We start from the raw sequence: 24,140 nt of genomic DNA, 5'->3' as shown, positions 1-24,140 counted from the left end.
CTGCGACGGCGATGGTTCGCTGCTGCCCGGCTTGCGGCCCGATCCCTAAGGATCACGCGGCAATGAAGGCTGGGCTCCGGCCGCCGCAGCCGCCTGAGTTCGGGCTCGGCTTATAGGGGCAGCGGCGGCGCGCGTCAATCCAAAGCATGGGGACAACACGCGCCGCCGGCGCTTCTCGTCAGGCGCGCAGCGTGGCGCCCGTCTTCTTCGCCACTTCCGCGACGATGCGGCCGGCGACCTCCTCGATCTCCTTGTCGGTGAGCGTGCGCTCCCGCGGCTGGAGCGTGACTTCCACGGCCACCGACTTCTTGTCGGGATCTATGCCCTTGCCCTCGTAGAGGTCGAACACGCCGACGCCGGTGACGAGCTTCTTGTCCGCCCCCTGTGCGGCCTTGAGGATATCAGCGGCGGCAACGTCCCGGTCCACGAGGAAGGCGAAGTCGCGCTTCACCGCCTGGAACGGCGAGAGGTCGAGATTCGGCTTCACCCGCGTCGCCTTGGCCTTGGGCTCCGGGATCTTGTCGAGCACGATCTCGAAGGCGACCAGCGGCCCGGTCACGTCCAGGGCCTCCAGCACGGCGGGATGGATCTCACCGAAATGGGCCATGGCGTTGGAGCCGAGGCGCAGCGTGCCGGACCGGCCGGGGTGGTACCAGCCGGGGGCATCGGTGGTGACCTGCAGATTCGCCACCGGAGCGCCACAGGCGGCAAGCGCGGCGAGCGCATCCGCCTTGGCGTCGAAGGCATCCACCGCCGCCGCATTGCCCGCCCAGTGGCGGCCGCCGCCCGAGGGCTTGGCCGTGCCACGGCGGACGCCGGAGGCGGCCTGGCGCTGGTCGCCGGGGCCGTCGCCGAGGAAGACCTGTCCCACCTCGAACAGGGCCACGTCGCCCGCCCCACGCGCCGCATTGGCGCCGGCTGACCGGATGAGGCCGGGGAGGAGGCTCGGGCGCATGTCAGAGAGGTCGGAGGCGATGGGATTCGACAAGGCGAGGGCATCCGCGCCGCCGCCGAACAGCCTCGCGGCCTCCTTGGACACGAAGGACCAGGTGACCGCTTCCACCATGCCGCGCGCAGCCAGCGAGCGGCGGGCCTTGCGGCTGCGCAGCTGGAGCGTGGTCAGCACCGCCTTGCGGGCATCCGCCCCGCGCGGCAGCTCGGTGGAGGGCACGCGCTCGAGGCCGAGAATGCGCACCACCTCTTCCACGAGGTCCGCCTTGCCCTCGATGTCGCCGCGCCAGGACGGCGGCACCACATCGAGCACCGGCGCCGCGCCGGAGACGGCGAAGCCGAGCTTCTCCAGCACGCCGCGAATCTCGTCCTCGGAGGCTTCCAGCCCGGTCAGCCGCTTCACCTCGGTGAGGGGGAAGGCGATGGTACGGGCGGTGTCGGGGATGGTGCCGGCCAGCACCATCTCGGACGGCTCGCCGCCGCACAGCTCAAGGATGAGGTGGGTGGCGAGGTCGAGGCCCGGCAGGGTGAAGGCCGGGTCCACGCCGCGCTCGAAGCGGAAGCGGGCATCGGAATTGATGCCGAGCTTGCGGCCGGTCTGAGCGATGTTGATCGCATCCCAGAGCGCCGATTCGACCACCACGTCCGTGGTGCTCTCATCGCAGCCCGAGTCTTCGCCGCCCATGATGCCAGCGAGGCTCTCCACGCCCCTGTCGTCGGCGATGACGCACATGCTCTCGTCGAGCGTGTAGCTCTTGCCGTCGAGCGCCAGCAGCGTCTCGCCGCCCTTGGCCCGGCGCACCACGAGGTTGCCCGTCACCTTCTTCAGGTCGAACACGTGGAGCGGGCGGTTGCGGTCGAACGTCATGAAATTGGTGACGTCCACCAGCGCGTTGATGGGGCGCAGGCCGATGGCGCGCAGGCGGTCCTGCAGCCACTGGGGGGAGGGGCCGTTCTTCACGCCCTTCACCACCCGAAGGGCAAAAGCCGGGCAGAGCGGCGAGGTCTCGCCGAACTCCAGCGTCACCTTCAGCGGGGCGGGGAAGGTGCCCTCGACGGGCTTCACCCGCGGCGCCATCAGCTCGCCGAGATCGGCGGCGGCGAGGTCGCGGGCAACGCCGGAGACACCAAGGCAGTCGGCGCGGTTGGGCGTCACGGCAATCTCGATCACCGGGTCGTTCAGCCCCAGCACCTCCGCGAAGGGCGCGCCTACGGGGGCGTCCTCCGGCAGCTCCAGGATGCCGTCATGCTCCTCCGAAAGCCCCATCTCGCGGGCCGAGCAGAGCATGCCGCGGCTTTCCACATCGCGGATCTTGCCGATCTTCAGTTCCAGCCCCGACGTGGGAATGACCGTGCCCGGCGCGGCAAAGACGGTCTTCAGCCCCGCCCGTGCATTCGGCGCGCCGCACACCACCTGGATGGGGTCGCCCTTGCCGATTGAGACGGTGCAGACGCGCAGCTTGTCGGCGTTCGGATGCTTCTCGGCGGTCAGCACCTCGCCCACCACGAAGGGCGCGAGCTGCTTCGCCTTGTCCTCAACGCCCTCGACCTCAAGGCCGATGAGGGAGAGGCGCTCCACGATCTGGTCGAAGCTGGCGGTGGGCTCGAGGTGATCCTTGAGCCAGGAGTAGGTGAATTTCATGGGTCCTGCTCCTTACGCGCTCAGGCCGCCGGCGAGGGTGGGGAAGTCCAGCGGGCGGAAGCCGTAGTGGGAGAGCCAGCGCACGTCCGCCTCGAAGAAGGCGCGAAGGTCGCTCATGCCGTACTTGAGCATGGCGATGCGATCGATGCCCATGCCCCAGGCGAAGCCCTGGTACTCGTCCGGGTCGATGCCGCAATTCCTCAGCACGTTGGGATGAACCATCCCGCAGCCGAGGATTTCCAGCCAGTCCGAGCCCTCGCCGAAGCGGATCTCGCCGGGGCGGGAGCGGTCGCACTGGATGTCCACTTCCATGCTGGGCTCGGTGAATGGGAAGAAGGAGGGGCGGAAGCGCATCTTCACGCCTTCAACCTCGAAGAAGGACTTGCAGAACTCCTCCAGCACCCACTTGAGGTGGCCGAGGTGCGCGCCCTTGTCGATTACCAGCCCCTCCACCTGATGGAACATGGGCGTGTGGGTCTGGTCCGAATCGCAGCGATAGGTGCGGCCAGGGCAGATGACGCGGATGGGCGGCTTCTTCGCCTGCATGGTCCGCACCTGCACGGGCGAGGTGTGGGTGCGCAGCACCTTGCGCTCGCCGTCCGCGCCGGGGGGCAGGAAGAAGGTGTCGTGCATCTCGCGGGCCGGATGGCCGGCGGGGAAGTTCAGCGCGGTGAAGTTGTGGAAGTCGTCCTCGATGTCCGGGCCTTCCGCCACCGAGAAGCCCATGTCGGCGAAGATGGCGACCAGTTCCTCGGTCACCTGCGCGATAGGGTGGACGCGGCCGGTCTCGGCGGCGGCCTCGCGCACGGGAAGGGTCACGTCAACCCGCTCGGTGGCGAGGCGCGCCTCCAGAGCAGCACTCTTCAGCGCCGCGCGGCGGTGGGAGAGCAGGCCCTGCACCGCGTCGCGCAGGCCATTGATGGCGGGGCCCATCACCTTGCGCTCGTCCGGGCTCATGCCGCCCAGCGACTTCAGCAGTTCGGAAACCGATCCCTTCTTGCCGAGGGCGGCGATGCGCACCTCCTCAAGGCCGGCCTCGTCCTGGGCGCGCAGGATGGCGGCGGAGAGGCTCTCCTGAAGGTCTTCGAGGGCGCTCGGATCGGTGGCGGATGGTGTCGCGGACATGGGCCTATCCCGGAAAACGAAAAGGCCGGCGGGGTGGCCGGCGTCGGGTCGCGCCGCTTATAGACGGGCCGCGCCCAATGGCAAAAGCCCCGGACGGATGATCCGCACGGGGCTCTTGAAGGTCTCGGAAAAGACGGGAGGAGAAAGCGCTGCGCTGTCGCCGATCCGGCGAGGGCAGCTTTTCAGGCGAGTGCCGCCTCTCAGACGAGAGCGGCCTTGGCCTTCTCCACCAGGGCCTTGAACGCGTCGGGCTCGTGGATGGCGATATCCGAGAGAACCTTGCGATCGACCTCGACCCCGGCCTTGCCGAGACCATCGATAAATCGCGAATAGGTCAGGTCGAGATCGAGCGCGCGCACACCGGCGTTGATGCGCTGGATCCAGAGCGCGCGGAAGTTGCGCTTCTTCACCTTGCGATCGCGGTAGGCATACTGCATCGACCGTTCGACGGCCGACTTCGCAGCGCGGATGGTATTCTTGCGGCGGCCGTAAAAGCCCTTTGCGGCTTTGTAGACCTTCTTGTGCTTGGCGTGTGAGGTAACGCCACGTTTCACGCGGGCCATGGAAAAGCTCCTTCAGATCGCAGTGGCGTCAGCCGTTCGGCAGGAACGACTTGCGGATGACCTTGCCGTCGCACTCGGCGAGGATGGTCGTGCCGCGCTGGTTGCGGATCTGGTTGTTGGTCCGCTTGATCATGCCATGGCGCTTGCCGGCCTGACCCGCGATCACTTTTCCCGTACCCGTCAGACGGAAGCGTTTCTTCGCTCCCGACTTGGTCTTCATCTTGGGCATTTGGCTCTCCGTGGCATGGGTCCTCGCCCGCGAGGGCGGTGGACGCTCAGCCTCTTGTTGCTGTTGAGCGGTATGGACCCGCGCGGCAGCCCTTAATCGCCGGCGAGTTCGAAGGCGGCAGTCGTTACAGGAGCGGGAGCATAAAGGCAAGGGCCAGGCCGCCCAAGCGGGGGGAGGGGAGCCCTGAAAGGCCGGCCGCGCATGAAAAAGGCCGCCGCGCTGGGCGGCGACCTTCTCTATCACATGCCTATCGCCTCAGGGGCAGGGGTGCTGAAGCCCGTCATAGCCGGTGTAGGTGCCGGTGGCGGGGTTGTAGGAGCGGAATCGCTGGGCGCAGTAGGACACCGCGTCATTGCCGCCGGAATTCGCCGCTGCCGCGCCGGCCGCCGCACCGATCGCGAGGCCCGCGATGCCGGCCGCGATCCACGCGCCGTTGTTGTTGCGATAGTACCAGCCGCCGTTGCGCCAATAGGGCCGTCCCCAGCGGGCGTGATAGCCGGGCTGGGGGCCATGCCAGCCGGGCCGGCCGTAACCGGGCCGACCATAGCCAGGCCCCCGAACCGGGCCGCGCACGGCGTGTCCCGGACCGCGCCCGGGGCCACGCACAACCGGGCCCCGGTGGGGTCCACCGCGTCGCGCCTGGACTTCGTCCGGTGCGGCGGCCTGAACGTTCATCGATGCGGCACCGGCCCGCAACGCCTGGGCAGAAGCGGCCGGTGCCGTCGCCACGGCGGCCACACCGACGCTGGAAGCGACGAGGGCCGCGGAGGTGAGGCCGACGGTGATCCGCCGGAAGGTCTTGCGTAACAGATGGGGCATACCGAACTCCTTGTGATGTCAGGTCAACGCCCCAGAGGACGGAGGGATGCCTTCCGTCACGCACGCGTGATCGTCGACGGCAGATGTGCGTGGAAATGCACCAGTTCGCCGCTTTCCAGCCGCAAGTTCCGCTACGTCCGCGAAACATTCGACACAAAGACCGCTGAAGATAAAAAGTGTTGAGGGAGTGAAGATCATGTTCGGCACAAGAAGGGTGGCATTGTTTGCCGCGGCGGCTGTCGCGGGAGGCATGCTTTCGCTTTCGGTTCCCGTCGCGAATGCACAAGCGCTGCGCCTTGGCCTTGCCAATCCCGCGATGGCCAATGTGGGCACCGTGGAACAGGTGGCTTGGCGCGGCGGCGGTGGCCCGCGCGTGGGCGCCGTGCGCATGGGCGGGCCCCGCGTCGGCTATGGTGGTCGGGGTTATGTCGGCCGCCCCGGCTTCGTGGGCCGCCCCGGTTACGTGGGTCGTCCCGGTTACGTGGGACGTCCCGGCTACGTGGGGCGCCCGGGTTACGTGGGCCGTCCCGGCTATGTCGGTCGTCCCGCTTACGCCGGCGGTTGGGGACCGGGCCGTCCCGGCTGGGGTCCCGGCCGTCCCGGTTGGGGTCCCGGTGGTCCGGGCTGGGGTCATCCGGGCTGGCGCCCGCCGCCGGGCGCCTGGGGTCCGGGTCCGTGGCGTCCGGGCTGGGGCTGGTATCGTCCCGGCTGGGGTTGGGGCTACTACAACAATACCGGCGCGTGGATCGCACTCGGCGTCGCCAGCGGTCTGGCCCTGGGCGCCGTGGCGGCGGCCAATGCGGAGCCGGTCTACACCAACGATGCGGTGGCCTACTGCATGTCGCGGTTCCGTTCGTACAACCCGGCGACCGGCACCTACACCGGCTACGACGGGTACCAGCACCCCTGTCCGTGAGGGACGCGCGGCCGCACTGTCGGCCGCGATCCCGACGGCCCAAGGGTCGCAAACCCGGTGCCTAAACGAGAAAAGCCCGGCGCGCTGCGCCGGGCTTTTTCTTTAATGCCCCCGATCCCGCATCAACGCGGGGCGAGAATCATAATCATCTGCCGGCCTTCGAGCATGGGCTCGGCCTCGACCTTGGCGACGGTCGAAACTTCTTCCTTGAGCTTCTGCAGCAGCTTGTAGCCGATGTCCTGGTGCGCCATCTCGCGACCGCGGAAGCGCAGGGTGACCTTCACCTTGTCGCCTTCCTCGAAGAAGCGCTGCATCGCCCGCATCTTCACGTCGTAGTCGTGATCGTCGATGCCGGGACGGAGCTTGATCTCCTTGACCTCGACCACCTTCTGCTTCTTGCGCGCCTCGCTGGCCTTCTTCTGGTTCTGGTACTTGAAGCGGCCGTAATCGAGGATCTTGCAGACGGGGGGCGCGGAATTGGGGGAGATCTCCACGAGATCAAGCCCGGCTTCCTGCGCCAATGTCAGCGCATCGCGGATTGCTACCACGCCGCGGTTCTGACCGTCCTGGTCGATCAGCTGGACTTCGCGGATGCGGATTTCCTCATTGACGCGCGGTCCATCCTTCTCCGGCGCGACGGGTCTCATAGGGCGGCGAATGGCTTCAGCTCCTTGGCAATCAACACGATCCCCCGAGGTAGACAGGCCGCGGCGCCGGTCCTTGCCGTCGTCTGCGCAACCCGCCTCTCAGGGTAGGCTGGAAAGATCGTGACAAACCGCCGTAAAGTCAATGACCCATGCGGATTCGCGCGGCATTGCCGAGGCGGCTGCCGGCGGGTTCCGCCCGCGGGCGGTCCGGCGGGGCTGCCAGCCGGTCCGGCGATGGGCCACAGTTCAGCCGCCTTCCCTGTGCATGCCTCTGGGACACGGGTCCGCCGGCCCCCCGGACGTCTCCTTCCGGATTCTGCAATGACGACGCCCCCGATGACCGCTCCTTTGCCCCGTTTCCGGCGCCGCGCCGGTGCCGCCATGGCCGGCCTTTTCCTTGCCGCTGGCCTTGCCGGTCCCGCCCGTGCGGACGGACAGTTCAATGCCAAATATGTGCTCTCCGTGGGCGGGGTCGAGCTTGGCCGCGGGTCCATCAAGGTCGAGGCCGGGGACCAGACCTACGAGATTTCCGGCTCCGCCCGCGTCACGGGCGTGCTGCGTGCCGTGTCGTCCGGTAAGGGCGTCGCCGCCTCGCGCGGCACCATCTCCGGCGGCAAGCTGGTGCCGAAGGTCTACGCGCTCAACGCCGAGGCCGACGGCAAGGCGGAGACCGCGCGCCTCGCCATGGCCTCCGGAGCGGTGAAGGAGATGGAGGTGGAGCCGCCGTTCAAGCCGGCCGCCGACCGCGTCCCCATCGAGCAGGCGGTGCTGCAGAACATTCTCGACCCCATGAGCGGCGCCTTCGTCTATGTGCCCGGCACCGGCGACATGGTGTCCGCCGCGGCCTGCGCCCGCTCGGTCCCCGTGTTCGATGGCCGCCAGCGCTACGATCTTGTCTTGACCTATCAGCGCACCGAGACGGTGAAGGTGGCGGGATACGCCGGCTCGGCCGTGGTGTGTTCCGTGCGCTACCAGCCGGTCGCCGGCCACCGGCCCACCCGCTACACGGTCAAGTACATGGCAGAAAACAAAGATATCTACGTCTGGCTGGTGCCCATCGCTGGCACGCGCCTGATGGCGCCGTTCAGGGTGTCCGTTGCGACCATGATCGGCACCGCCCTGCTGGAAGCCACCTCGCTGGAGACCGAGGCGAAGGCCGGCACGGTGCCGGTGAACGCGCCGCGCTGAGCGGTCCCCGAATCCGCTACCACTGAGGCCGAGGCCCAACATCTCGTAGGGGGAGAAGCGGGAACACGGCCGGCGCTGCGATTCGATCGTGATTCGTTCGATGGCTGTTCCGAGGCCGCCCGCGCGCCTGTCCCGGACCGGAACATCGCCGCCGCACCTGCATCTTTCCCGAACGTGAGCCTTGCCGCTACCGCGTCGCGTTGACACTGACGGCGGCGCAGGTGTTCCCTGATCGGGCGTGAGCGGTTCACGCCCGAGGACATCATGTCGAAACGCAGCAAGGGTGCGCAGAAGGCTCAGGCAACGGCCCCGCGGGGGGTGACATCGCTGACGGAAGCCAAGGCCTGGATGGCCAGCCGGGGCATCACCGAGATCGAATGCACCGTTCCCGATCTGGCCGGCGTCGCCCGCGGCAAGATCATGCCTGCCTCCAAGTTCTTCTCCTCGCCCGTGATGAACCTGCCGCTATCGGTCTTCTTCCAGACCATTTCCGGCGAGTATCCCGATTACGAAGGGCTGGTCGATTCGGTGATCGCCGACAGCGACCTCGTGCTGGAGCCGGACCTCGCCACCTTGTGCTCGGTGCCGTGGGCGCAGGACCCCACCGCCCAGGTGATCCACGATGCCTATCACCGCGACGGGCGCCCGGTGGAGCTCGCCCCCCGGCAGGTGCTGCGGCACGTCATCTCGCTCTACGAGAAGAAGGGCTGGAAGCCGGTGGTGGCGCCGGAGATCGAGTTCTATCTCGTCGAGCCCAACACCGATCCCGATTACCCCCTGAAGCCGCCGGTGGGCCGCTCGGGCCGGCCGGAGATCGGCCGCCAGTCCTATTCCATCCAGGCGGTCAACGAGTTCGATGCCCTGTTCGAGGACATCTACGACTATTCCGAGGCCCAGGGGCTGGAGATCGACACGCTGATCCACGAGGACGGCGCGGCGCAGATGGAAATCAACCTGCGCCATGGCGATCCGCTGGTGCTGGCGGACCAGGTGTTCCTGTTCAAGCGCACCATCCGCGAGGCGGCGCTCGCGCACAAGATCTATGCGACCTTCATGGCCAAGCCCATCGCCAACGAGCCGGGCAGCGCCATGCACATCCACCAGTCGATCCTCAACACCGCCACCGGGGGCAATTTGTTCTCGGACGAGGACGGCGACCCGACGCCGGAATTCTTCTCCTTCATCGCCGGCCACCAGAAGTACCTGCCGGCGGTCATGTGCATCATGGCGCCCTATGTGAACTCCTATCGCCGGCTGACGCGCGACTCCATGGCGCCCATCAACCTGCAATGGGGCTACGACAACCGCACCGCCGGGCTGCGCGTGCCGCCGTCCACCCCCGAGGCGCGGCGGCTGGAGAACCGGGTGCCGTCGTCGGACGCCAATCCCTACCTTGCCATCGCCGCCTCCCTCGCCTGCGGCTATCTCGGCCTGACCGAGAACCTGCGCGCCACGGACCCGATCGAGGGCGACGCGAAGAATCTCGATTTCGATCTGCCCCGCGGACTGCTCGAGGCGGTTGCAGCGTTCCAGGACAACGAGGCCCTGGCCGAGGTGCTGGGGGCGCGGTTCGTCTCCGCCTTCGCGGCGGTGAAGCAGGCCGAGTTCGAAACCTTCATGAGGGTGATCTCGCCCTGGGAGCGGGAGTACCTTCTGCTCAACGTGTGAGGCCGTCCCGGTGCACCAAGAGAACAAGAAGAAGGAAAGCGCCATGCACCGGGTCGCCGCACCACTCAATCCGGCCGGCCACGCCCGGTCCTGGTATACCGCGACGGCCACCGCGTTCCCCGCCTTCTCGCCCTTGAAGGGCGCGGTGCGGGCCGACGTGTGCATCATCGGTGCCGGCTATACGGGCCTGTCCGCCGCACTGCATCTGGCTGAGTCGGGGTTCAAGGTGGTGGTGCTGGAGGCCGCGCGGGTGGGCTCCGGCGCCTCGGGGCGCAACGGCGGGCAGCTCCACAGCGGCCAGCGCCGCGGGCAGGACTTCCTGGAAAAGGCCGTCGGGCTTGAGGACGCCCGCAAGCTGTGGGACCTCGCAGAGGAGGGCAAGGCGCTGGTGCGCAACCTCATCGCCCGGCACGACATCCCCTGCGACTTGCGCGACGGCCTGATCCTCGCCGACCACAAGGCTCGCTACGTCCCGGACAGCTACGACTATGCCCGCTCGCTCGCGGCGGACTACGGCTACGACGCCCTCGTGCCGCTTTCGCGCGACGAAATCCGGGCGCTTGTCGGCACCTCGGCCTATTATGGCGGCCTGCTGGACAAGGGCGCGGGCCACTTGCACCCGCTCAACTTCGCCCTCGGCCTCGGCTCCGCCGCCATCGCGGCCGGGGTCGAGATTCACGAGGGGACGCGGGTGGTCAAGGTGAGGGACGAGGCCGGCGTGACCGTCTCCACCGACGGCGGCGGCAGCGTGGTCGCCGACTTCCTGCTGGAATGCGGCAACGGACTGATGGACGGGCTCGACCGGCGGGTGGATGCCCATGTCATGCCCATCTGCAACTATATCGCCGCCACAGAGCCCCTCGGAGAGTTGGCGCAGGAGATCATCGCCAACGACGCGGCCGTGGCGGACAGCCGGTTCGTCATCAACTATTTCCGTCTGTCGGCGGACGGCCGGCTGCTGTTCGGCGGCGGCGAAAGCTATCGCCGCGGGCTGCGGCCGGACGTGGCGGACTTCGTGCGGCCCTTCATGCTGCGCATCTTCCCGCAGCTCGGCGAAGCGCGCATCGACTATGCCTGGGGCGGCGTGCTGGCCATCACCATGACGCGCCTGCCCTTCGTGCGGCGGGTTTCCCCGAACGTCCTCGTCTCGGCCGGCTACAGCGGCCAGGGCGTGGCGCTGGCGCCGCTGTTCGGCAAGATCCTCGCCGAGGCGGTGCAGGGCCAGCTCTCGCGCTTTGATCTGCTCGGCCGCCTGCCGGTGCCGCCCTTCCCCGGCGGCACCCTGCTGCGCACCCCGCTGATGATGGCGGGTCTCAGCTACTACGCTCTGCGCGACCGGCTCTGAGCCCGCGAGGCCTCAGTTCAGGCCACCCAGCCGCTTGGCCTCGGCGAGCGCCTTGAGGCAGCCGGCCTCGTCGCCCGCCGCCTGCAGGTTGATGGCCTGGTTGAGCGCGCCGAGGGCGCCGGAGTCCGGCTGGGTCAGGCCCGCCGCGGCGAGCGAGCCCGGCGTGGCCTGGCGGTCGGTCTGCGCCGCGATGGACTGGTCCTGCTCCGGCGGCTTCTTGGGGTGGGGCAGGCGCTCCTTGAGCGCTGCCTGAACCGTAACGATCTGCTCCAGGCAGGCCTGCGCGCGCGCCGGGGCGGCAGACGCGATCAGCACCAGCGCCGGCACCAGCGCGACGGCGAAACGGGACGCGGAAAAATGAGCCATTCTCGACCTCGGCCACAGGATGCGGGGCGGCGGACTGCCGGCGACGCCCCTTTGAGTCGCGGGCCGATCCGCCCGCCCCGCGAGCATAACCATGCCCGCGGCGCGTTGGAATGCGGTGGCGCGACCGGATGGCGCGGCGCGCGCCCCGTCTTGCATGGGACCTTCCCGGCTCAGTGCCCTGCGCCGGCCGTGCGGCGGCGGCGGACCAGCATGTTCAGGCCTTCGATGGCCGTGGAGAAGCCCATGGCGGCGTAGACGTAGCCCTTGGGGACGTGGGCGCCGAAGCCTTCCGCGATCAGCGTCATGCCGATCATGATGAGGAAGCCCAACGCCAGCATCACCACGGTGGGGTTCGCCTCGATGAAGCGGGCCAGCGGGTCCGCGGCGAGCAGCATGCAGGTCACGGCGGCGATCACGGCGATGACCATGATCGGGATGTGCTCGGTCATGCCCACGGCGGTGACGATGCTGTCGATGGAGAACACGATGTCGAGCATCAGGATCTGCACGATGGCGGCGGTGAAGCCGATGGTGATCTTGCTGTCCTTGACGTCCTCCGCATGGGTCTGCGGGTCCACGTTGTGATGGATCTCGGTGGTGGCCTTCCACACCAGGAACAGGCCGCCGGCGATGAGGATGAGGTCGCGCCACGAGAAGCCATGGCCGAACACCTCGAAGATGGGCGCCGTCAGCCGCACGATGATGGCGATGGTGCCGAGCAGGGCGAGACGCATGATGAGCGCGAGGCTGATGCCGATGCGCCGCGCCTTGCTGCGGTATTGCTCCGGCAGCTTGTTGGTGAGGATGGAGATGAAGATCAGGTTGTCGATGCCGAGCACGACTTCCATGGCCACCAGCGTCACCAGGGCGACCCACGCGGCGGGATCGGCTGCGAGTTGGAGGAGGTAGTCCATCTAGGGGGTGCCTTCAGCGAGGGGTTGCGAGGAATTCTGGACGCCGCCGGTCTGGGGCCAGGTCTGGGGCGGGATCTGCGGCGGCGCGTGGACACGGATGGCGGCCGGGCGGATGCTGAAATGCGCCGGGGTGAAGGTGACAAGTTCGCCGTCGGTATTCACAGGGCGCGGACGGCTGGTGCGCACCACCACCTTTTTGGTCCGGAAGGCGCGCACATCGTCCCACTGGCCCTGCGTGCCGTCGCGGAGCGAGGGCAGGAGGGCCAGAAGGCGCCACCAGTGGTCCACCTCCAGGCTGTAGAAATCGAGCTGGCCGTCATCGGCCGTGGCGCTCGCCTCCACCGTCAGGCCGCCGCCATAGTGGCGGCCGTTTCCCACTGATACCTGAAGGGTGCGCACGGCTTCGGCCGTCCCGTCGTGTTCGATGTAGGCGGTGAACAGGCGCGATTGCATGAGCAGGCGGGCGGCGACGATGCCGTAGCCCACCACGCCGAAATAGCGCTTGGCCTCCCGCGTGAGCGCGCGGGCAAGATCGGCGGAAAAGCCGATGCTTGCCACGTTCAGGAAGGGATGGCCGTTCACGTCGCCCAGGTCGATGAAGCGGGGCGCGTGGTCGAGGATGACCCGCGCCGCCGCCAGCGGATCAGTGGGAATGGAGAGGGTGAGGGCGAAGTCGTTCGCCGTGCCGAGCGGCAGCACTCCCAGGGGAAGCTGGGTGTCGTAGAGGCCGGACGCCGCCGCATTGAGCGTGCCATCGCCACCGCCGAGGATGACGAGATCAACCTCGGGCGCGCGGGCGCGCAGCACATCCGAGACTTCGCCTGACGGCGGCAGTGGGGCTTCGAGAAGATCGATGCCGGTCTCAAGGACGGCGCGCACGGCATCAAGCGGCAGAGCGCCGTTGCGGGCGTGCGGATTGACCATGAACAGCGCACGCCGTCGGCTCTTCGGGCCTTGTGCGGTCATGCTCAAACGGGTCTCGGCGATGCGGAGGTAACCATGGGGCCTCTGGACGGAGCGCGGATATCACGCCTGATCCGACATCACGCAGGAGACCTGCGCCAGAGGGGCCCGGACCGGTGAGCGAGGAAATAGGGGCTTTAGCCCGTTCACCAAAGGGGATGTGGCGGAATGTCGCGGCGGGGCGGCTTCGGCTCGGGCGGAAGGGCGGCCGGCGGGACATTCGGGAGGAGGGGCCGATGGAAACAGAGGGAGGAGAGCGGGGGCGTTGCTCTCCTCCCTCTCGCATCAGTCAGGACCAGGGTTGCGGCACCGGGTCATGACCGAACCGATCGGCGGGAAAGGAAGGGAGGAGAGCGGGGGCGTTGCTCTCCTCCCTCGGTTCGTTCAGCGCGTGGGTTGCGGTTCCAAGCGATGACCGAACGGTTTGGTTCGATGAATATTGACATAGCGCACCGCTTTCGGTCATGCAAGAACGAACTGAACGGTTCGGTCAGAAAAGTTGTGTCCCGCCCCTCCCCTGGGGAAGGCGGGGGCCTTCGCGGAGGGCAGCGTGTGTCATCGTTGCCATGGCCGCGGCTGAAGGCGCCGGGAAGGCGTCAACGTGCTTGCGCAGAGCCCGCGCGATCGCGGAGAACGAAGACAAGAGGAAGAGATCGGCGGAATGACGGACAGCGAAGGCGATATCGCACTCAAGCCGCAACAGGCGGCCGGCCGGGAGGATTGCGGCCCGTGTGATGCGCATGAAGCCGGCTCCGGCGCGGGCCAGGACCCCGAGAAGCGCAGCCAGATTCTTTCCGGCGCGCGGCAGGTGTTCTTCGATCGCGGCTTCGATGCTGCCAGCATGGGCGACATCGCCCGCGCGGCCGGCGTCTCCAAGGGCACGCTCTACGTCTATTTCGAGAACAAGGAAGACCTGTTCGCCGAGCTCGTCTCCAGCGAATGCGGCGAGACCGCCGAGCGCATGTTCGTGGTGAATCCCGACGAAGCGGACATCGAGGCGGCGCTCACCGAGATCGGCCGCTCCTTTGTCACCGCCATCCTGCGGCCCAGCAGCATCGCCCTTCTGCGGACCGTCATCTCCATCTCCGGAAAGTTTCCGGACGTGGGTCGCCGCTTCTTCGAGGCGGGGCCCTGCGAGGGGATTACCCGTCTCTCGGTGTTCCTGAAGGCCAAGGTGGAGCAGGGGCTGCTGGACATCGAGGATGTGAACCAGGCGGCGAGCCAGTTTCTCACCCTCTGCAAGGATGGTGTCACCATTCCCGTCCTCGTCGGCGCACCGGATGCGCCGGACCCGGCGGTGGTGGAGAAGTCGGTGCGCGGCGCCGTCCGAGTATTCCTGCGTGCGTACGGCAGCGACCGCCGCACGGCGCCCTGAAGGTCAAGCGCCGGGCAGCACCAGCCGGCCCTCGGCATCAAACGGAAAGAAGGGATTGTGGGCGACCTCCCACAGATGCCCGTCGGGGTCGGCGAAATAGCCGCTCGTTCCGCCCCAGAACACCTTCTGCGCGGGCTTCACCACGTGCCCGCCCGCCGCCTCCGCCCGCGCGATCAGGGCCTCGGCCTCCTCCGGCGATCCCACATTGCAGGCGAGCGTGAGGCCGGCGAAGGGCTGCGGCGGGGTATCCGCCAGCGTCGCATCCTCGGCGAGGCGCCCGCGCGGAAAAAGGCTCAGCACCACATTGCCCGCATGGAAGAAGGCGACATTGCCGGCTTCTCCTTCTCCGGCCTTGCTCTCCACAAGGCCGAGGGCGCGATAGAAGGCGGCGGCGCGCGACAGGTCGGAAACGCCGAGCGTGACGAGGTGGAGTCTGAGATCGGGGGCGGTCATGCTGGGGCTCTTCAAGCGAACAGGTCGAGCTGCTCGCCCGCCTGCTTGGGGTGGCGGAAGTGTGCGGTGGTCAGCTTCAGTCCCCGCCCCGCGAGGCCGAGGCGGCGGGCGGCGATCTCGAACCTGCGGCCCACCGTCCAGGCATAGGGGCCTTCCCCCCGCCCTCGCTTGCCGAAGGTGGAGTCGTAATCCTTGCCGCCGTGCATCTGGCGGATGAGGTTCAGCACGTGGCGGGCCTTGTCCGGGAAATTGGCCACCAGCCATTCCCGGAACAGGTCGGCGATCTCCAGCGGCAGGCGCAGCATCACATAGCCGGCCTCGGATGCTCCTGCGGCCTTGGCAGCGTCGAGGATGCGCTCGATCTCCATGTCGTTCAGCGCCGGGATCAGCGGCGCGGTGAGGACCGCGGTGGGGATGCCGGCGTCGGCGAGCCGGCGGATGGTGCCGAGGCGCACATGGGGACTGGCGGCGCGTGGCTCCATGGTACGGGACAGGTGCGGGTCGAGCGTGGTCATGGAGATGGCGACCTTGGCGAGGCCCTTTTCCGCCATGGGCCCGAGGATGTCGATGTCGCGCACCACCAGCGCCGATTTGGTGACGATGCCCACCGGATGGCCGAAGTCCGCCAGCACCTCCAGGATGCGCCGCGTCAGCTCATAGCGCCGCTCGATGGGTTGGTAGGGATCGGTATTGGTCCCCATGGCGATGACGCGCGGCTTGTAGGAGGGGTGCGACAGCTCCCGCGCCAGCAGTTCCGGCGCGTCCGGCTTCACGAACAGCTTGGTCTCGAAGTCGAGCCCGGCGGAGAGGCCCTGATAGGCGTGGGTGGGCCGCGCGAAGCAATAGATGCAGCCGTGCTCGCAGCCCCGATAGGCATTGATGGAGCGGTCGAAGGCGATGTCGGGGGACTGGTTGCGGGTGATGATGGTGCGCGCCCGCTCTTCCGTCACCTCGGTGCGGAAGGGCGGGAGGTCTTCCAGCGTCTGCCAGCCGTCGTCGAACAGCACGCGGGCGGCGGGCTCGAAGCGCCCGGCGGCATTGGAGACCGCGCCCCGGCCGCGCCGTCGTTCCGCCTCGACGCCGGTCCCGACCTCGCCGTCCAGCGCGGGCGGCAGGGCAGGGGGCGGAGCTCGGCGTTCCTCGGCGAGCCGGCCCATGATCCGATCGCTCCGGGTTTTCACCGGCGGCGAGGCGATGCGGGCGTCGCCGGACGCAGCCTTTGGCTGTGCCGCCTTGGCGGGAGCCGTTTTGGCAGGAACAGCCTTGGCAGGAACGGCCTTGGGCGATGCCGTCCTGGCGGCCTTCAGGGCGGGAGCGATCGGCGCGGCAATTGGTCCCCCCGGAACGGGCGGGGCGGCTGTGCGCGGGCCGTGGGAATCGGATGCGGGGCTCATGCTCAAAAAGCTAGCACCGAAAACGGAACATAACAAGAACATGTGGCGCGACGCGAGGGGCTCGCGGGCCACGCCGTTCAATCTGGCATACTGTACACCAGAAGGCAGTTGCCAGACATTCCCATCTCCGGTAAAGGCGTCAGAAGACGCTTAGGAGCAGGGGGATAAGATGGCTGAACACGCCACGATCGAATACGCCACGGCAGACGGTAACGATTATCCCGAGCACGAGCGCACCTACGCCATGTTCACCGCCCTCGCCAAGTGGGGCACCATCGGCGTTGCTGCCATCCTCGTCCTGATGTGGATTTTCCTCCTCTGACCCGCTGAGCGGCCGGAGCACCGGAGACATCAAGAAATGAAAATCGCTGTTCCCGCCGAGATCGATCTCGGCGAGCCGAGGGTTGGCGCGACCCCGGATACGGTGAAGCGTCTCGTCGCACTGGGCGCATCCGTGACCGTGGAGAGCGGCGCGGGCGTGAAGTCCGGCATTCTCGATTCCGACTTCGTGGCGGCAGGAGCCACCATCGCCCCGTCGGCGGCGGATGCGCTGAACGGCGCCGAAGTCGTACTGAAGGTTCGCCGGCCGACGGAAGCCGAACTTTCGTCGTACAAGCCCGGCGCCCTGGTCCTCGCCATCATGGATCCCTATGGCAATGACGCGGCACTCGCCGCCATGGCCAATGCCGGGATCGCCTCCTTCGCCATGGAGCTGATGCCCCGCATCACCCGTGCGCAGGTGATGGACGTGCTCTCCTCGCAGGCGAACCTCGCCGGCTATCGCGCGGTGATCGACGCGGCCGCCGAGTTCACCCGCGCCCTGCCGCAGATGATGACCGCCGCCGGCACCGTTCCGGCCGCGCGCGTCTTCGTCATGGGCGCCGGCGTCGCGGGCCTCCAGGCCATCGCGACGGCCCGCCGCCTCGGCGCCATCGTGACCGCCACCGACGTGCGGCCCGCCGCCAAGGAACAGGTCGCCTCGCTGGGCGCCAAGTTCGTCGCGGTGGAGGACGAGGAGTTCAAGCAGGCCGAGACCGCCGCCGGATACGCCAAGCCCATGTCGGCGGAGTATCAGGCCAAGCAGGCTGCCCTCGTCGCCGAGCACATCAAGAAGCAGGACATCGTCATCACCACCGCCCTGATCCCGGGCCGGCCTGCGCCGCGCCTCGTGACGGCGGAGATGGTGGCCTCCATGAAGCCGGGTTCCGTGCTGGTCGACCTCGCGGTCGAGCGCGGCGGCAACGTCGCCGGTGCGGTGGCGGGGCAGGTGGTCGAGGTGAACGGCGTGAAGATCGTCGGTCATCTCAACGTGCCGGGCCGCATCGCCGCCTCGGCCTCGCCGCTCTACGCCAAGAACCTGTTCAACTTCTTCGAGACGATGGTGGACAAGGCGTCGAAGGCGCTGGCCGTCAAGTGGGACGACGAGCTGGTGAAGGCCACGCTCCTCACCCGTGACGGCGCCGTCGTGCATCCGAACTTCGCACCCAAGAATCCCGCAGCGACCAGCGAGGGAGCGGCCTGATGAATCCCGCCACAGCCCAGACCGCGGCGGATGCCGCAATGCAGGCCCGCACCGCCGCCGAGATCGCGCGGCAGGCAGCGGAAGCCGCGCAGCTCTATGCCGACCAGGCGGCCTCCGCCCTCGGCGCGGCGGCCCATGCGGCGACCGGAGGGGCCATCGACCCCTTCGTGTTCCGCCTCTCCATCTTCGTGCTCGCGGTGTTCGTGGGCTACTACGTGGTGTGGTCGGTGACCCCGGCGCTGCACACCCCGCTCATGAGCGTCACCAACGCCATCTCGTCGGTGATCGTGGTGGGCGCGCTGCTCGCCGTCGGCGTCACCACGGTGGGCGATTCCAGCCACGCCTGGGGCGCGCGCATCTTCGGCTTCGTGGCGCTCGTCTTTGCCTCGGTGAACATCTTCGGCGGGTTCATGGTGACCAGCCGTATGCTCGCCATGTACTCCAAGAAGAAGTGAGGCGAGGCACATGACCGCGAACCTCGCCGCCCTGCTCTATCTGGTTGCAGGCATTCTCTTCGTGCTGGCCCTCCGGGGCCTCTCCCATCCCACCACCTCGCGGCAGGGCAACCTGTTCGGCATGGTGGGCATGGGCATCGCCATTCTCACCACGCTCGCCCTCTCCCCGCCGTCCGACGGGATCGGCTGGGTGCTGGTGCTCGCCGGCATCGGCATCGGTGGTGGCGTCGGTGCCGTGGTGGCCAAGCGCATCGCTATGACGGCGATGCCGCAGCTGGTCGCCGCCTTCCACTCGCTCGTCGGCCTCGCCGCCGTGCTGGTCGCCGCGGCCGCGCTCTATGCGCCGCGCGCCTTCGGCATCGGCGATCCCGGCCACCTGCACGGGGCGAGCCTCGTGGAGATGTCGCTGGGCGTGGCCATCGGCGCGATCACCTTCACCGGCTCGATCATCGCCTTCGCCAAGCTCAACGGCAACATGAGCGGCAAGCCGATCATGCTGCCGGCGCGCCACCTCATCAATGGCGGCCTGGCCCTGCTGCTGCTGATCCTCATCGTCGCGTTCGTGCTGACCGGCTCGATCACGCTGTTCTGGATCATCACGCTGCTGTCGCTGATCCTCGGCGGCCTGCTCATCATCCCCATCGGCGGCGCGGACATGCCCGTCGTGGTGTCGATGCTGAACTCCTACTCGGGCTGGGCGGCGGCCGGTATCGGCTTCACCCTGGGCAACACCGCGCTCATCATCACCGGCGCGCTGGTGGGCTCCTCGGGCGCCATCCTGTCCTACATCATGTGCAAGGGCATGAACCGGTCCTTCATCTCGGTCATCCTCGGCGGCTTCGGCGGTGACGCCGCGGCGGCCGGCGCGGCTGGCCAGGCGGAAGCCCGCCCGGTGAAGCAGGGTTCGGCCGATGACGCCGCCTACATCATGAAGAACGCCGAGAAGGTCATCATCGTGCCCGGCTACGGCATGGCGGTGGCCCAGGCCCAGCACGCGCTCCGCGAAATGGCGGACCTGCTCAAGGAGGAGGGCGTCGAGGTCAAGTACGCCATTCACCCGGTGGCGGGCCGCATGCCGGGCCACATGAACGTGCTGCTCGCCGAGGCCCAGGTGCCCTACGACGAGGTGTTCGAGCTGGAGGATATCAACTCCGAGTTCGCCCAGGCGGACGTGGCCTTCGTGATCGGCGCCAACGACGTGACCAACCCGGCGGCCAAGACCGATCCGCAGTCGCCGATCTACGGCATGCCCATCCTCGACGTGGAGAAGGCCAAGACCGTTCTCTTCATCAAGCGCGGCATGTCGGCAGGCTACGCGGGCGTGGAGAACGAGCTGTTCTTCAAGGACAACACCATGATGCTCTTCGGCGACGCCAAGAAGGTCACCGAGGACGTGGTGAAGGCCTTCGGCCACTGAAGACACGTCCATTCTGAACGAGATCGAAGCCGCCGGATCGCAAGGTCCGGCGGCTTCTTCGTTACAGAGCCGGGCGGCCGCCCGATCGGAAGGCGTCTAACAGGTTCATGCCGCCACAATTTGCGCCATTTCCTTGACTGCCCACCACTTCTTAACCAGAAGCACATACCGTGGAGTCTGGGATTCGGACGGCGGCTGCGGGGATCGGGGGACGATGACACGCTGGACCCATGGACTGGTCAATCGGCTCGTCCTGTCGTGCGACGTCGTCATGGCGGCGCTCGGGGCGATCATTGCGCACCTGCGCTGGGAATTCCTGTCCTGGAGCCAGCTCGCCATCCTCTGGGCGTTCGGCATCTTCGTCTATGTGCAGGTGCTTCAGATCGGCCGCGGCTACCGGGTCGAGCACTATGTGCGCCCGCTGCGGCAGATCGGCCATATCGGCGTTGGCGTGGTGCCCGCGGGCGCGGTCATCGCCGTCTGCTATTACGCGCTGATCCCCATCGGCCAGACGAACCTGTGGGCGCTGCTCGGCTGGGGCGTCGTTACCACGCTCATGCTCATCTTCGGCCGCCTGGTTCTCGTGCGCATCGGCATGGCGCTGGTGCAGACCCACGAGGTGCTCCGTCGCAACGTCGTGCTCATCGGCGATCTCGGCCGCGCCCGCGATCTGGTGCGGCGCTATGGGGAGGAAGAGGGCAACACCGGCCTCCTCAGCTTCGTCGCCCTGTTCGATGACAGCCACGTGGAGGGCGCGCCCCTCCCGCCGCCCGGTCCGGATGGCCTGCCCGTGCTCGGCGGCATGAAGGACCTTCTGGAATATGTGAAGCACAATCCGGTGGACATCGTGGTCGTCGCCAAGAGCTGGAACGACCCGGCAGCCATCAGCGCCATCGCCAACCAGATGTACCAGATCGCCGCCGACGTCATCGTCGAGCTCGATCCGGACCGCTTCACGCTCAATTACGCCAACCTCACCCGCATCGCCGGCGAGCCGGCCCTCCAGGTGCAGCAGCAGCCGCTGAAAGGCTCGCTCGGGCTCCTGAAGGGGGTGGAGGATTATGTGGTGGCCTCCATCGGCCTCATGCTCACGGCACCGATCCTCATCGGCGCGGCCATCGCCATCAAGCTGGATTCCCCGGGGCCCATCCTGTTCCGCCAGCCGCGCGTCGGTCTGAACAACCGCGTGTTCCAGTGCTACAAGCTGCGCACCATGCGGGTCGATCCCACCGATGACGGCTCCAAGGGCACCAGCAAGAACGACCCGCGCATCACCAAGGTCGGCAACTTCCTGCGCTCCACCTCCATCGACGAGCTGCCGCAGCTTATCAACGTGCTGCGCGGCGAGATGAGCGTCGTCGGCCCGCGCCCCCATGTGCCGAACATGAAGGTGGCCACCAACGTCCGCTATGAGGCCATCAGCCAGTATGTGGCGCGCTATCGCATGAAGCCGGGCATCACCGGCTGGGCGCAGATCAACGGCATGCGCGGGGGCATCAACACCCTGGAGAAGGCCGAGCGCGGCGTCGAGCTCGACCTCTTCTACATCGAGCACTGGTCCATATGGTTCGACATCAGAATCATGCTGCTCACCGTCACCAAGGGCATGGCCGGTCCGTCGGTCTTCTGAGCGCTGCGCTTCTCGCCTTGGTTCTGACCGCCGCGTCGGCAGCGCGGGCGAAGGAGAGCGACCGGCCATTCCTCGCCTATCTCGCCTCGTGGTCGGAGGTGACCACGCAAGCGCCCGCCGAGACGCTGCTCGCGCGCCTGCCCGGCTATTTCACCCACGTGGCGCTGGGCTTCGTGAAGCCCGATCTCGCCTATTCCGGCAATCTCGACCTCGCCGGAACCGGGCTGGCCTTCCCCTATTCAGGCGCTGTGCTGAAGGGCGCCATCGCCGAACTCAAGGCGCGCCATCCCTCGGTGCGCGTCCTGCTCGCCGTGGGCGGCTGGGGCTATTTCGGCTGGGACGCGCGCGATTTCCGGGCACTGGCCCAGCTCGTCCGTGACCTCGGCGCTGACGGCGTGGATCTCGACTACGAGACCGCCGATGCCGGCTGCGTGCGCAAGCCCGAGGGCGGCATCGCCTGCGCCGACGACCCCCGCTCCATCGCCGTGCTCGCCGACCTGCGGGCTGCGCTGCCGCGGCCCTTCGTGGTCAGCGTCGCCGCCTGGAGCGTGGGCGCCTACGGCGAAGGCCGCTTCGCCTCCGCCGAGCCGCGGTTCGGGCCGTTCGTGGGCATGATGCGGGCGATGCTCAAGGCACCGGAGGCGCAGGGCATCGACCTCGTCTCCATCATGTCCTACGACGCCGGGCCGACCTACAGCCCTGAGGAGGCGTTCCGCGCCTATCGCAGCCTGTGGCGGGGGCCGCTCGCCCTCGGCATCGCCGTCATGCCGTCCGAGGCGGGAGGGCCGCGCTTCACCATCGACCGGACGGCCCGGCTGCTAACCCAGGTGATGGCGGATCCCAAGGCGGGCGCGATGCTCTATGGCCTCGGCCTCGTGCCGCCCGGACCGACCAGCCCGGACAATCCCGACTATCGCAGCCTCTCTCTCGCCATCTGCGTCACGCTGGAGCGTCCGGGCTGCGACCAGCCGGTGCCCTGATCATCCGGCCGGCGGCGGATCGAGGGCCACGACGAAATCGAGCAGGTTGCCGCCCGGGAACAGGTGCCCGGCGATGCCCGCCGCCGCCGCCGCCGCCATGTCGGAGGGCTGATCGCCGATCAGCAGGCTCTCGGCCGCCGCCACCGGCCAGTGGGCCATGAGGTCGAGGATCATGCCCGGCGCCGGCTTGCGCCAGGGATGGACGGCGCGATAGGCCGCCACGGTCGCTTCGGGATGGAAGGGGCAATAGCGCCAGTCATCGATCCGTGCGCCGTCCCGGGCGAGGTCCTCGGCCATGAAGCGGTGCAGAGCCTCAACGTCGGCCTCGCCGTAGAAGCCGCGCGCGACACCCGACTGGTTGGTCACCACGAACACCAGGTAGCCGAGATCATTGAACCGGCGCACCGTCTCGCGCGCGCCCGGCGTCCACTCCAGATCCGCAGCCCGGTGAGCATAGCCGGTGTCGAGGTTGAGCACGCCGTCGCGATCAAAGAATACCGCGGGACGGCGATGGGGCTGGCTGGTCAAGTCGTGTCGCCTTCTGTCCGACCAAGGAAAGTGTCCGTGCGGTTTTGCAGCACGCGGCCTGCAACCTGCGGGCTGTTCATGCGAATCTGAAAATATCCGAAGTATCTTCAATGTAAATTCACGCGCGCCATGTCATTCTCAACCTTGGCACGCGCTCCGGTGGGAGCGATGTCTGGCGGGTTTCCACCTCGTTTCCGGAGCCGTGGGGAGCACCGGGAAGGGAGTGAGTTCTGACGACGTTCAAGTCCATTCTTGAAAGCCGCATGCCGCGGCTTTTCGCGTTCGCCTGCCCGTGGATCGACGAGCGGGTTGCGCGCGATCCCGCAAGCGAGGTCGGGCTGCTGAAAATCCTGGTGTCGCCGGGGGAAACGGTGTGCGACATCGGGGCCAATCGCGGCCTGTTCACCTACTGGCTGCTGAAGGGCGGCGCCCACGTGCTTGCCTTCGAGCCGAACCCGCGCCTTGCGCGGATACTGCGCCTGCGCTTTCCCGACGAACTGGCCGACGGTCGCCTGCGCCTGTTCGAAACCGCGCTCGGCAGCGCCAGCGGCGAGGCGGTGCTGCACATCCCGGAGGGGATGTCGCCGCTCGCCACCATCGACGGCAATCTCGCCAGCGGCCTGCCGGGGACGGTCGACGACGTGCGGGTGGCCCTGAACCGGCTTGATGCGTGCGTGGATGCGCCGGTGAGCTTCATCAAGCTCGACGTCGAAGGCTATGAGAGTGCCGTCCTTCAGGGCGCGACCCGTGTTCTGGCGGAGAGCCGGCCGACCTTGCTGGTCGAGGCCGAGGAGCGGCATAGGGCCGGCGCGGTCGCCGACGTGGCGCGGATGCTGGCGCAGTTCGGCTATGAGGGCTTCTTCCGCTTCGGCGGGGCCATGAGGCCGCTGGCCACTTTCGACCCGGCCGTCCACCAGGCCCGCGAGGCGCTGGTTCCCGACGGGTCCCGCACGCGGCGCGACGCCGTTTATGTGAACAATTTCATTTTCGCCGCGCGGCCGGAGATCATCGCGCGGCTGAAAGACTGGTCGGCCTGACGCCCCGGCATCG

24 protein-coding genes are annotated in these 24,140 nt (G+C 67.9%); 12 read left to right on the top strand and 12 right to left on the bottom strand.

The genetic code is table 11. The annotated features are described in order from the left end of the window. Positions 1 to 178 precede the first annotated feature (178 nt). From pheT to V5F74_RS06390, 5 genes are all read right to left on the bottom strand, one after another. A complete protein-coding gene (pheT, locus tag V5F74_RS06410) occupies positions 179 to 2,593 on the bottom strand; it encodes a phenylalanine--tRNA ligase subunit beta (protein WP_394006893.1) in 2,415 nt (804 codons plus the stop codon). Positions 2,594 to 2,605: 12 nt separating this feature from the next. Further along, the gene (gene pheS, locus V5F74_RS06405) at positions 2,606 to 3,718 is read right to left on the bottom strand and encodes a phenylalanine--tRNA ligase subunit alpha (RefSeq protein ID WP_029555333.1); all 1,113 of its coding nucleotides are present in this window, start codon (positions 3,716 to 3,718) and stop codon (positions 2,606 to 2,608) included. A 200-nt stretch (positions 3,719 to 3,918) separates the two neighbouring features. Further along, complete coding sequence (gene rplT / locus V5F74_RS06400) at positions 3,919 to 4,281, bottom strand: 50S ribosomal protein L20 (RefSeq protein ID WP_394006891.1); 363 nt, start codon at positions 4,279 to 4,281, stop codon at positions 3,919 to 3,921. A gap of 28 nt (positions 4,282 to 4,309) precedes the next feature. Further along, positions 4,310 to 4,510 carry a 50S ribosomal protein L35 gene (gene rpmI / locus V5F74_RS06395; protein WP_024280413.1) on the bottom strand — a complete coding sequence of 67 codons (201 nt, stop codon included), beginning with the start codon at positions 4,508 to 4,510 and terminating at the stop codon, positions 4,310 to 4,312. 255 nt (positions 4,511 to 4,765) lie between these two features. After that, entirely contained in the window at positions 4,766 to 5,329 is a 564-nt protein-coding gene (locus tag V5F74_RS06390) for a BA14K family protein (RefSeq protein ID WP_394006889.1), read from the bottom strand. Between the two features lie 499 nt (positions 5,330 to 5,828). On the opposite strand from V5F74_RS06390, the gene V5F74_RS06385 reads away from it, so the two are divergent. Then, positions 5,829 to 6,245: a BA14K family protein gene (locus V5F74_RS06385; RefSeq protein ID WP_394006887.1), complete on the top strand. Its 417-nt coding sequence runs from the start codon at positions 5,829 to 5,831 to the stop codon at positions 6,243 to 6,245. Between the two features lie 122 nt (positions 6,246 to 6,367). Here the strand turns inward: V5F74_RS06385 and infC are convergent, their stop codons facing one another. Next, positions 6,368 to 6,892 (bottom strand): translation initiation factor IF-3, encoded by a 525-nt coding sequence (infC, locus tag V5F74_RS06380; RefSeq protein ID WP_024280411.1) that lies wholly within the window; start codon positions 6,890 to 6,892, stop codon positions 6,368 to 6,370. Between the two features lie 321 nt (positions 6,893 to 7,213). Between infC and V5F74_RS06375 the strand changes: the two genes are divergently transcribed. The 3 genes from V5F74_RS06375 (at position 7,214) to V5F74_RS06365 (ending at position 11,093) form a co-directional block, all read left to right on the top strand. Then, positions 7,214 to 8,080: a DUF3108 domain-containing protein gene (locus tag V5F74_RS06375; protein WP_394006885.1), complete on the top strand. Its 867-nt coding sequence runs from the start codon at positions 7,214 to 7,216 to the stop codon at positions 8,078 to 8,080. A 264-nt stretch (positions 8,081 to 8,344) separates the two neighbouring features. Next, a complete protein-coding gene (locus tag V5F74_RS06370; RefSeq protein ID WP_029555330.1) occupies positions 8,345 to 9,748 on the top strand; it encodes a glutamine synthetase family protein in 1,404 nt (467 codons plus the stop codon). A gap of 43 nt (positions 9,749 to 9,791) precedes the next feature. Further along, positions 9,792 to 11,093 carry an NAD(P)/FAD-dependent oxidoreductase gene (locus V5F74_RS06365; protein WP_029555329.1) on the top strand — a complete coding sequence of 434 codons (1,302 nt, stop codon included), beginning with the start codon at positions 9,792 to 9,794 and terminating at the stop codon, positions 11,091 to 11,093. 12 nt (positions 11,094 to 11,105) lie between these two features. On the opposite strand, the gene V5F74_RS06360 is transcribed toward V5F74_RS06365, so the two are convergent. The 3 genes from V5F74_RS06360 to V5F74_RS06350 form a co-directional block, all read right to left on the bottom strand. Beyond that, complete coding sequence (locus V5F74_RS06360; protein WP_024280407.1) at positions 11,106 to 11,459, bottom strand: hypothetical protein; 354 nt, start codon at positions 11,457 to 11,459, stop codon at positions 11,106 to 11,108. 170 nt (positions 11,460 to 11,629) lie between these two features. Next, positions 11,630 to 12,373: a TerC family protein gene (locus V5F74_RS06355; RefSeq protein WP_250167143.1), complete on the bottom strand. Its 744-nt coding sequence runs from the start codon at positions 12,371 to 12,373 to the stop codon at positions 11,630 to 11,632. Beyond that, entirely contained in the window at positions 12,374 to 13,339 is a 966-nt protein-coding gene (locus tag V5F74_RS06350) for a lipid kinase (protein WP_394006882.1), read from the bottom strand. Positions 13,340 to 13,997: 658 nt separating this feature from the next. Between V5F74_RS06350 and V5F74_RS06345 the strand changes: the two genes are divergently transcribed. Next, positions 13,998 to 14,711, top strand: coding sequence for a TetR/AcrR family transcriptional regulator (locus V5F74_RS06345; RefSeq protein WP_024280405.1), 714 nt, complete (start codon positions 13,998 to 14,000; stop codon positions 14,709 to 14,711). Between the two features lie 3 nt (positions 14,712 to 14,714). Here the strand turns inward: V5F74_RS06345 and V5F74_RS06340 are convergent, their stop codons facing one another. Continuing rightward, positions 14,715 to 15,164, bottom strand: a complete 450-nt coding sequence (locus V5F74_RS06340) for a VOC family protein (RefSeq protein ID WP_394006880.1) — start codon at positions 15,162 to 15,164, stop codon at positions 14,715 to 14,717. An 11-nt stretch (positions 15,165 to 15,175) separates the two neighbouring features. After that, positions 15,176 to 16,321 carry a PA0069 family radical SAM protein gene (locus V5F74_RS06335; RefSeq protein ID WP_029555324.1) on the bottom strand — a complete coding sequence of 382 codons (1,146 nt, stop codon included), beginning with the start codon at positions 16,319 to 16,321 and terminating at the stop codon, positions 15,176 to 15,178. Between the two features lie 406 nt (positions 16,322 to 16,727). Here V5F74_RS06335 and V5F74_RS06330 point away from each other — a divergent pair, with 406 nt between their 5' ends. The 6 genes from V5F74_RS06330 to V5F74_RS06305 all read left to right on the top strand — a co-directional run bounded on the left by V5F74_RS06330 (position 16,728) and on the right by V5F74_RS06305 (position 22,562). Further along, positions 16,728 to 16,880 carry an aa3-type cytochrome c oxidase subunit IV gene (locus tag V5F74_RS06330; protein ID WP_024280402.1) on the top strand — a complete coding sequence of 51 codons (153 nt, stop codon included), beginning with the start codon at positions 16,728 to 16,730 and terminating at the stop codon, positions 16,878 to 16,880. A gap of 36 nt (positions 16,881 to 16,916) precedes the next feature. Continuing rightward, positions 16,917 to 18,080: a Re/Si-specific NAD(P)(+) transhydrogenase subunit alpha gene (locus tag V5F74_RS06325; RefSeq protein ID WP_394006878.1), complete on the top strand. Its 1,164-nt coding sequence runs from the start codon at positions 16,917 to 16,919 to the stop codon at positions 18,078 to 18,080. Then, entirely contained in the window at positions 18,080 to 18,535 is a 456-nt protein-coding gene (locus tag V5F74_RS06320) for a proton-translocating transhydrogenase family protein (RefSeq protein WP_024280400.1), read from the top strand. The genes V5F74_RS06325 and V5F74_RS06320 overlap by 1 nt, the downstream gene beginning before the upstream one ends. 10 nt (positions 18,536 to 18,545) lie before the next feature. Further along, complete coding sequence (locus V5F74_RS06315) at positions 18,546 to 19,952, top strand: NAD(P)(+) transhydrogenase (Re/Si-specific) subunit beta (protein WP_029555322.1); 1,407 nt, start codon at positions 18,546 to 18,548, stop codon at positions 19,950 to 19,952. Positions 19,953 to 20,166: 214 nt separating this feature from the next. Further along, on the top strand, positions 20,167 to 21,582 hold the full coding sequence (locus V5F74_RS06310; protein ID WP_038192497.1) for an exopolysaccharide biosynthesis polyprenyl glycosylphosphotransferase: 1,416 nt from the start codon (positions 20,167 to 20,169) through the stop codon (positions 21,580 to 21,582). Between the two features lie 17 nt (positions 21,583 to 21,599). Beyond that, entirely contained in the window at positions 21,600 to 22,562 is a 963-nt protein-coding gene (locus V5F74_RS06305; RefSeq protein ID WP_029555320.1) for a glycoside hydrolase family 18 protein, read from the top strand. Here V5F74_RS06305 and V5F74_RS06300 read toward each other — a convergent pair whose 3' ends face one another. After that, complete coding sequence (locus V5F74_RS06300) at positions 22,563 to 23,090, bottom strand: HAD family hydrolase (protein ID WP_029555319.1); 528 nt, start codon at positions 23,088 to 23,090, stop codon at positions 22,563 to 22,565. A 263-nt stretch (positions 23,091 to 23,353) separates the two neighbouring features. On the opposite strand from V5F74_RS06300, the gene V5F74_RS06295 reads away from it, so the two are divergent. Then, positions 23,354 to 24,127 carry an FkbM family methyltransferase gene (locus V5F74_RS06295; protein WP_051678753.1) on the top strand — a complete coding sequence of 258 codons (774 nt, stop codon included), beginning with the start codon at positions 23,354 to 23,356 and terminating at the stop codon, positions 24,125 to 24,127. Positions 24,128 to 24,140 lie beyond the last annotated feature (13 nt).

This window comes from Xanthobacter aminoxidans, assembly GCF_043193615.1.
Taxonomy (GTDB): Bacteria; Pseudomonadota; Alphaproteobacteria; order Rhizobiales; family Xanthobacteraceae; genus Xanthobacter; species Xanthobacter aminoxidans.
This window is presented reverse-complemented; position numbering and strand designations above follow the sequence as displayed.

Excerpts from the sequence above, each read along its gene's own strand:
- pheT (WP_394006893.1), bottom strand. The coding sequence starts at position 2,593 with ATGAAATTCACCTACTCCTGGCTCAAGGATCACCTCGAGCCCACCGCC.
- pheS (WP_029555333.1), bottom strand. The coding sequence starts at position 3,718 with ATGTCCGCGACACCATCCGCCACCGATCCGAGCGCCCTCGAAGACCTT.
- rplT (WP_394006891.1), bottom strand. The coding sequence starts at position 4,281 with ATGGCCCGCGTGAAACGTGGCGTTACCTCACACGCCAAGCACAAGAAG.
- rpmI (WP_024280413.1), bottom strand. The coding sequence starts at position 4,510 with ATGCCCAAGATGAAGACCAAGTCGGGAGCGAAGAAACGCTTCCGTCTG.
- V5F74_RS06390 (WP_394006889.1), bottom strand. The coding sequence starts at position 5,329 with ATGCCCCATCTGTTACGCAAGACCTTCCGGCGGATCACCGTCGGCCTC.
- infC (WP_024280411.1), bottom strand. The coding sequence starts at position 6,892 with ATGAGACCCGTCGCGCCGGAGAAGGATGGACCGCGCGTCAATGAGGAA.
- V5F74_RS06375 (WP_394006885.1), top strand. The coding sequence starts at position 7,214 with ATGACGACGCCCCCGATGACCGCTCCTTTGCCCCGTTTCCGGCGCCGC.
- V5F74_RS06370 (WP_029555330.1), top strand. The coding sequence starts at position 8,345 with ATGTCGAAACGCAGCAAGGGTGCGCAGAAGGCTCAGGCAACGGCCCCG.
- V5F74_RS06365 (WP_029555329.1), top strand. The coding sequence starts at position 9,792 with ATGCACCGGGTCGCCGCACCACTCAATCCGGCCGGCCACGCCCGGTCC.
- V5F74_RS06360 (WP_024280407.1), bottom strand. The coding sequence starts at position 11,459 with ATGGCTCATTTTTCCGCGTCCCGTTTCGCCGTCGCGCTGGTGCCGGCG.
- V5F74_RS06355 (WP_250167143.1), bottom strand. The coding sequence starts at position 12,373 with ATGGACTACCTCCTCCAACTCGCAGCCGATCCCGCCGCGTGGGTCGCC.
- V5F74_RS06350 (WP_394006882.1), bottom strand. The coding sequence starts at position 13,339 with ATGACCGCACAAGGCCCGAAGAGCCGACGGCGTGCGCTGTTCATGGTC.
- V5F74_RS06345 (WP_024280405.1), top strand. The coding sequence starts at position 13,998 with ATGACGGACAGCGAAGGCGATATCGCACTCAAGCCGCAACAGGCGGCC.
- V5F74_RS06340 (WP_394006880.1), bottom strand. The coding sequence starts at position 15,164 with ATGACCGCCCCCGATCTCAGACTCCACCTCGTCACGCTCGGCGTTTCC.
- V5F74_RS06335 (WP_029555324.1), bottom strand. The coding sequence starts at position 16,321 with ATGGGCCGGCTCGCCGAGGAACGCCGAGCTCCGCCCCCTGCCCTGCCG.
- V5F74_RS06330 (WP_024280402.1), top strand. The coding sequence starts at position 16,728 with ATGGCTGAACACGCCACGATCGAATACGCCACGGCAGACGGTAACGAT.
- V5F74_RS06325 (WP_394006878.1), top strand. The coding sequence starts at position 16,917 with ATGAAAATCGCTGTTCCCGCCGAGATCGATCTCGGCGAGCCGAGGGTT.
- V5F74_RS06320 (WP_024280400.1), top strand. The coding sequence starts at position 18,080 with ATGAATCCCGCCACAGCCCAGACCGCGGCGGATGCCGCAATGCAGGCC.
- V5F74_RS06315 (WP_029555322.1), top strand. The coding sequence starts at position 18,546 with ATGACCGCGAACCTCGCCGCCCTGCTCTATCTGGTTGCAGGCATTCTC.
- V5F74_RS06310 (WP_038192497.1), top strand. The coding sequence starts at position 20,167 with ATGACACGCTGGACCCATGGACTGGTCAATCGGCTCGTCCTGTCGTGC.
- V5F74_RS06295 (WP_051678753.1), top strand. The coding sequence starts at position 23,354 with ATGCCGCGGCTTTTCGCGTTCGCCTGCCCGTGGATCGACGAGCGGGTT.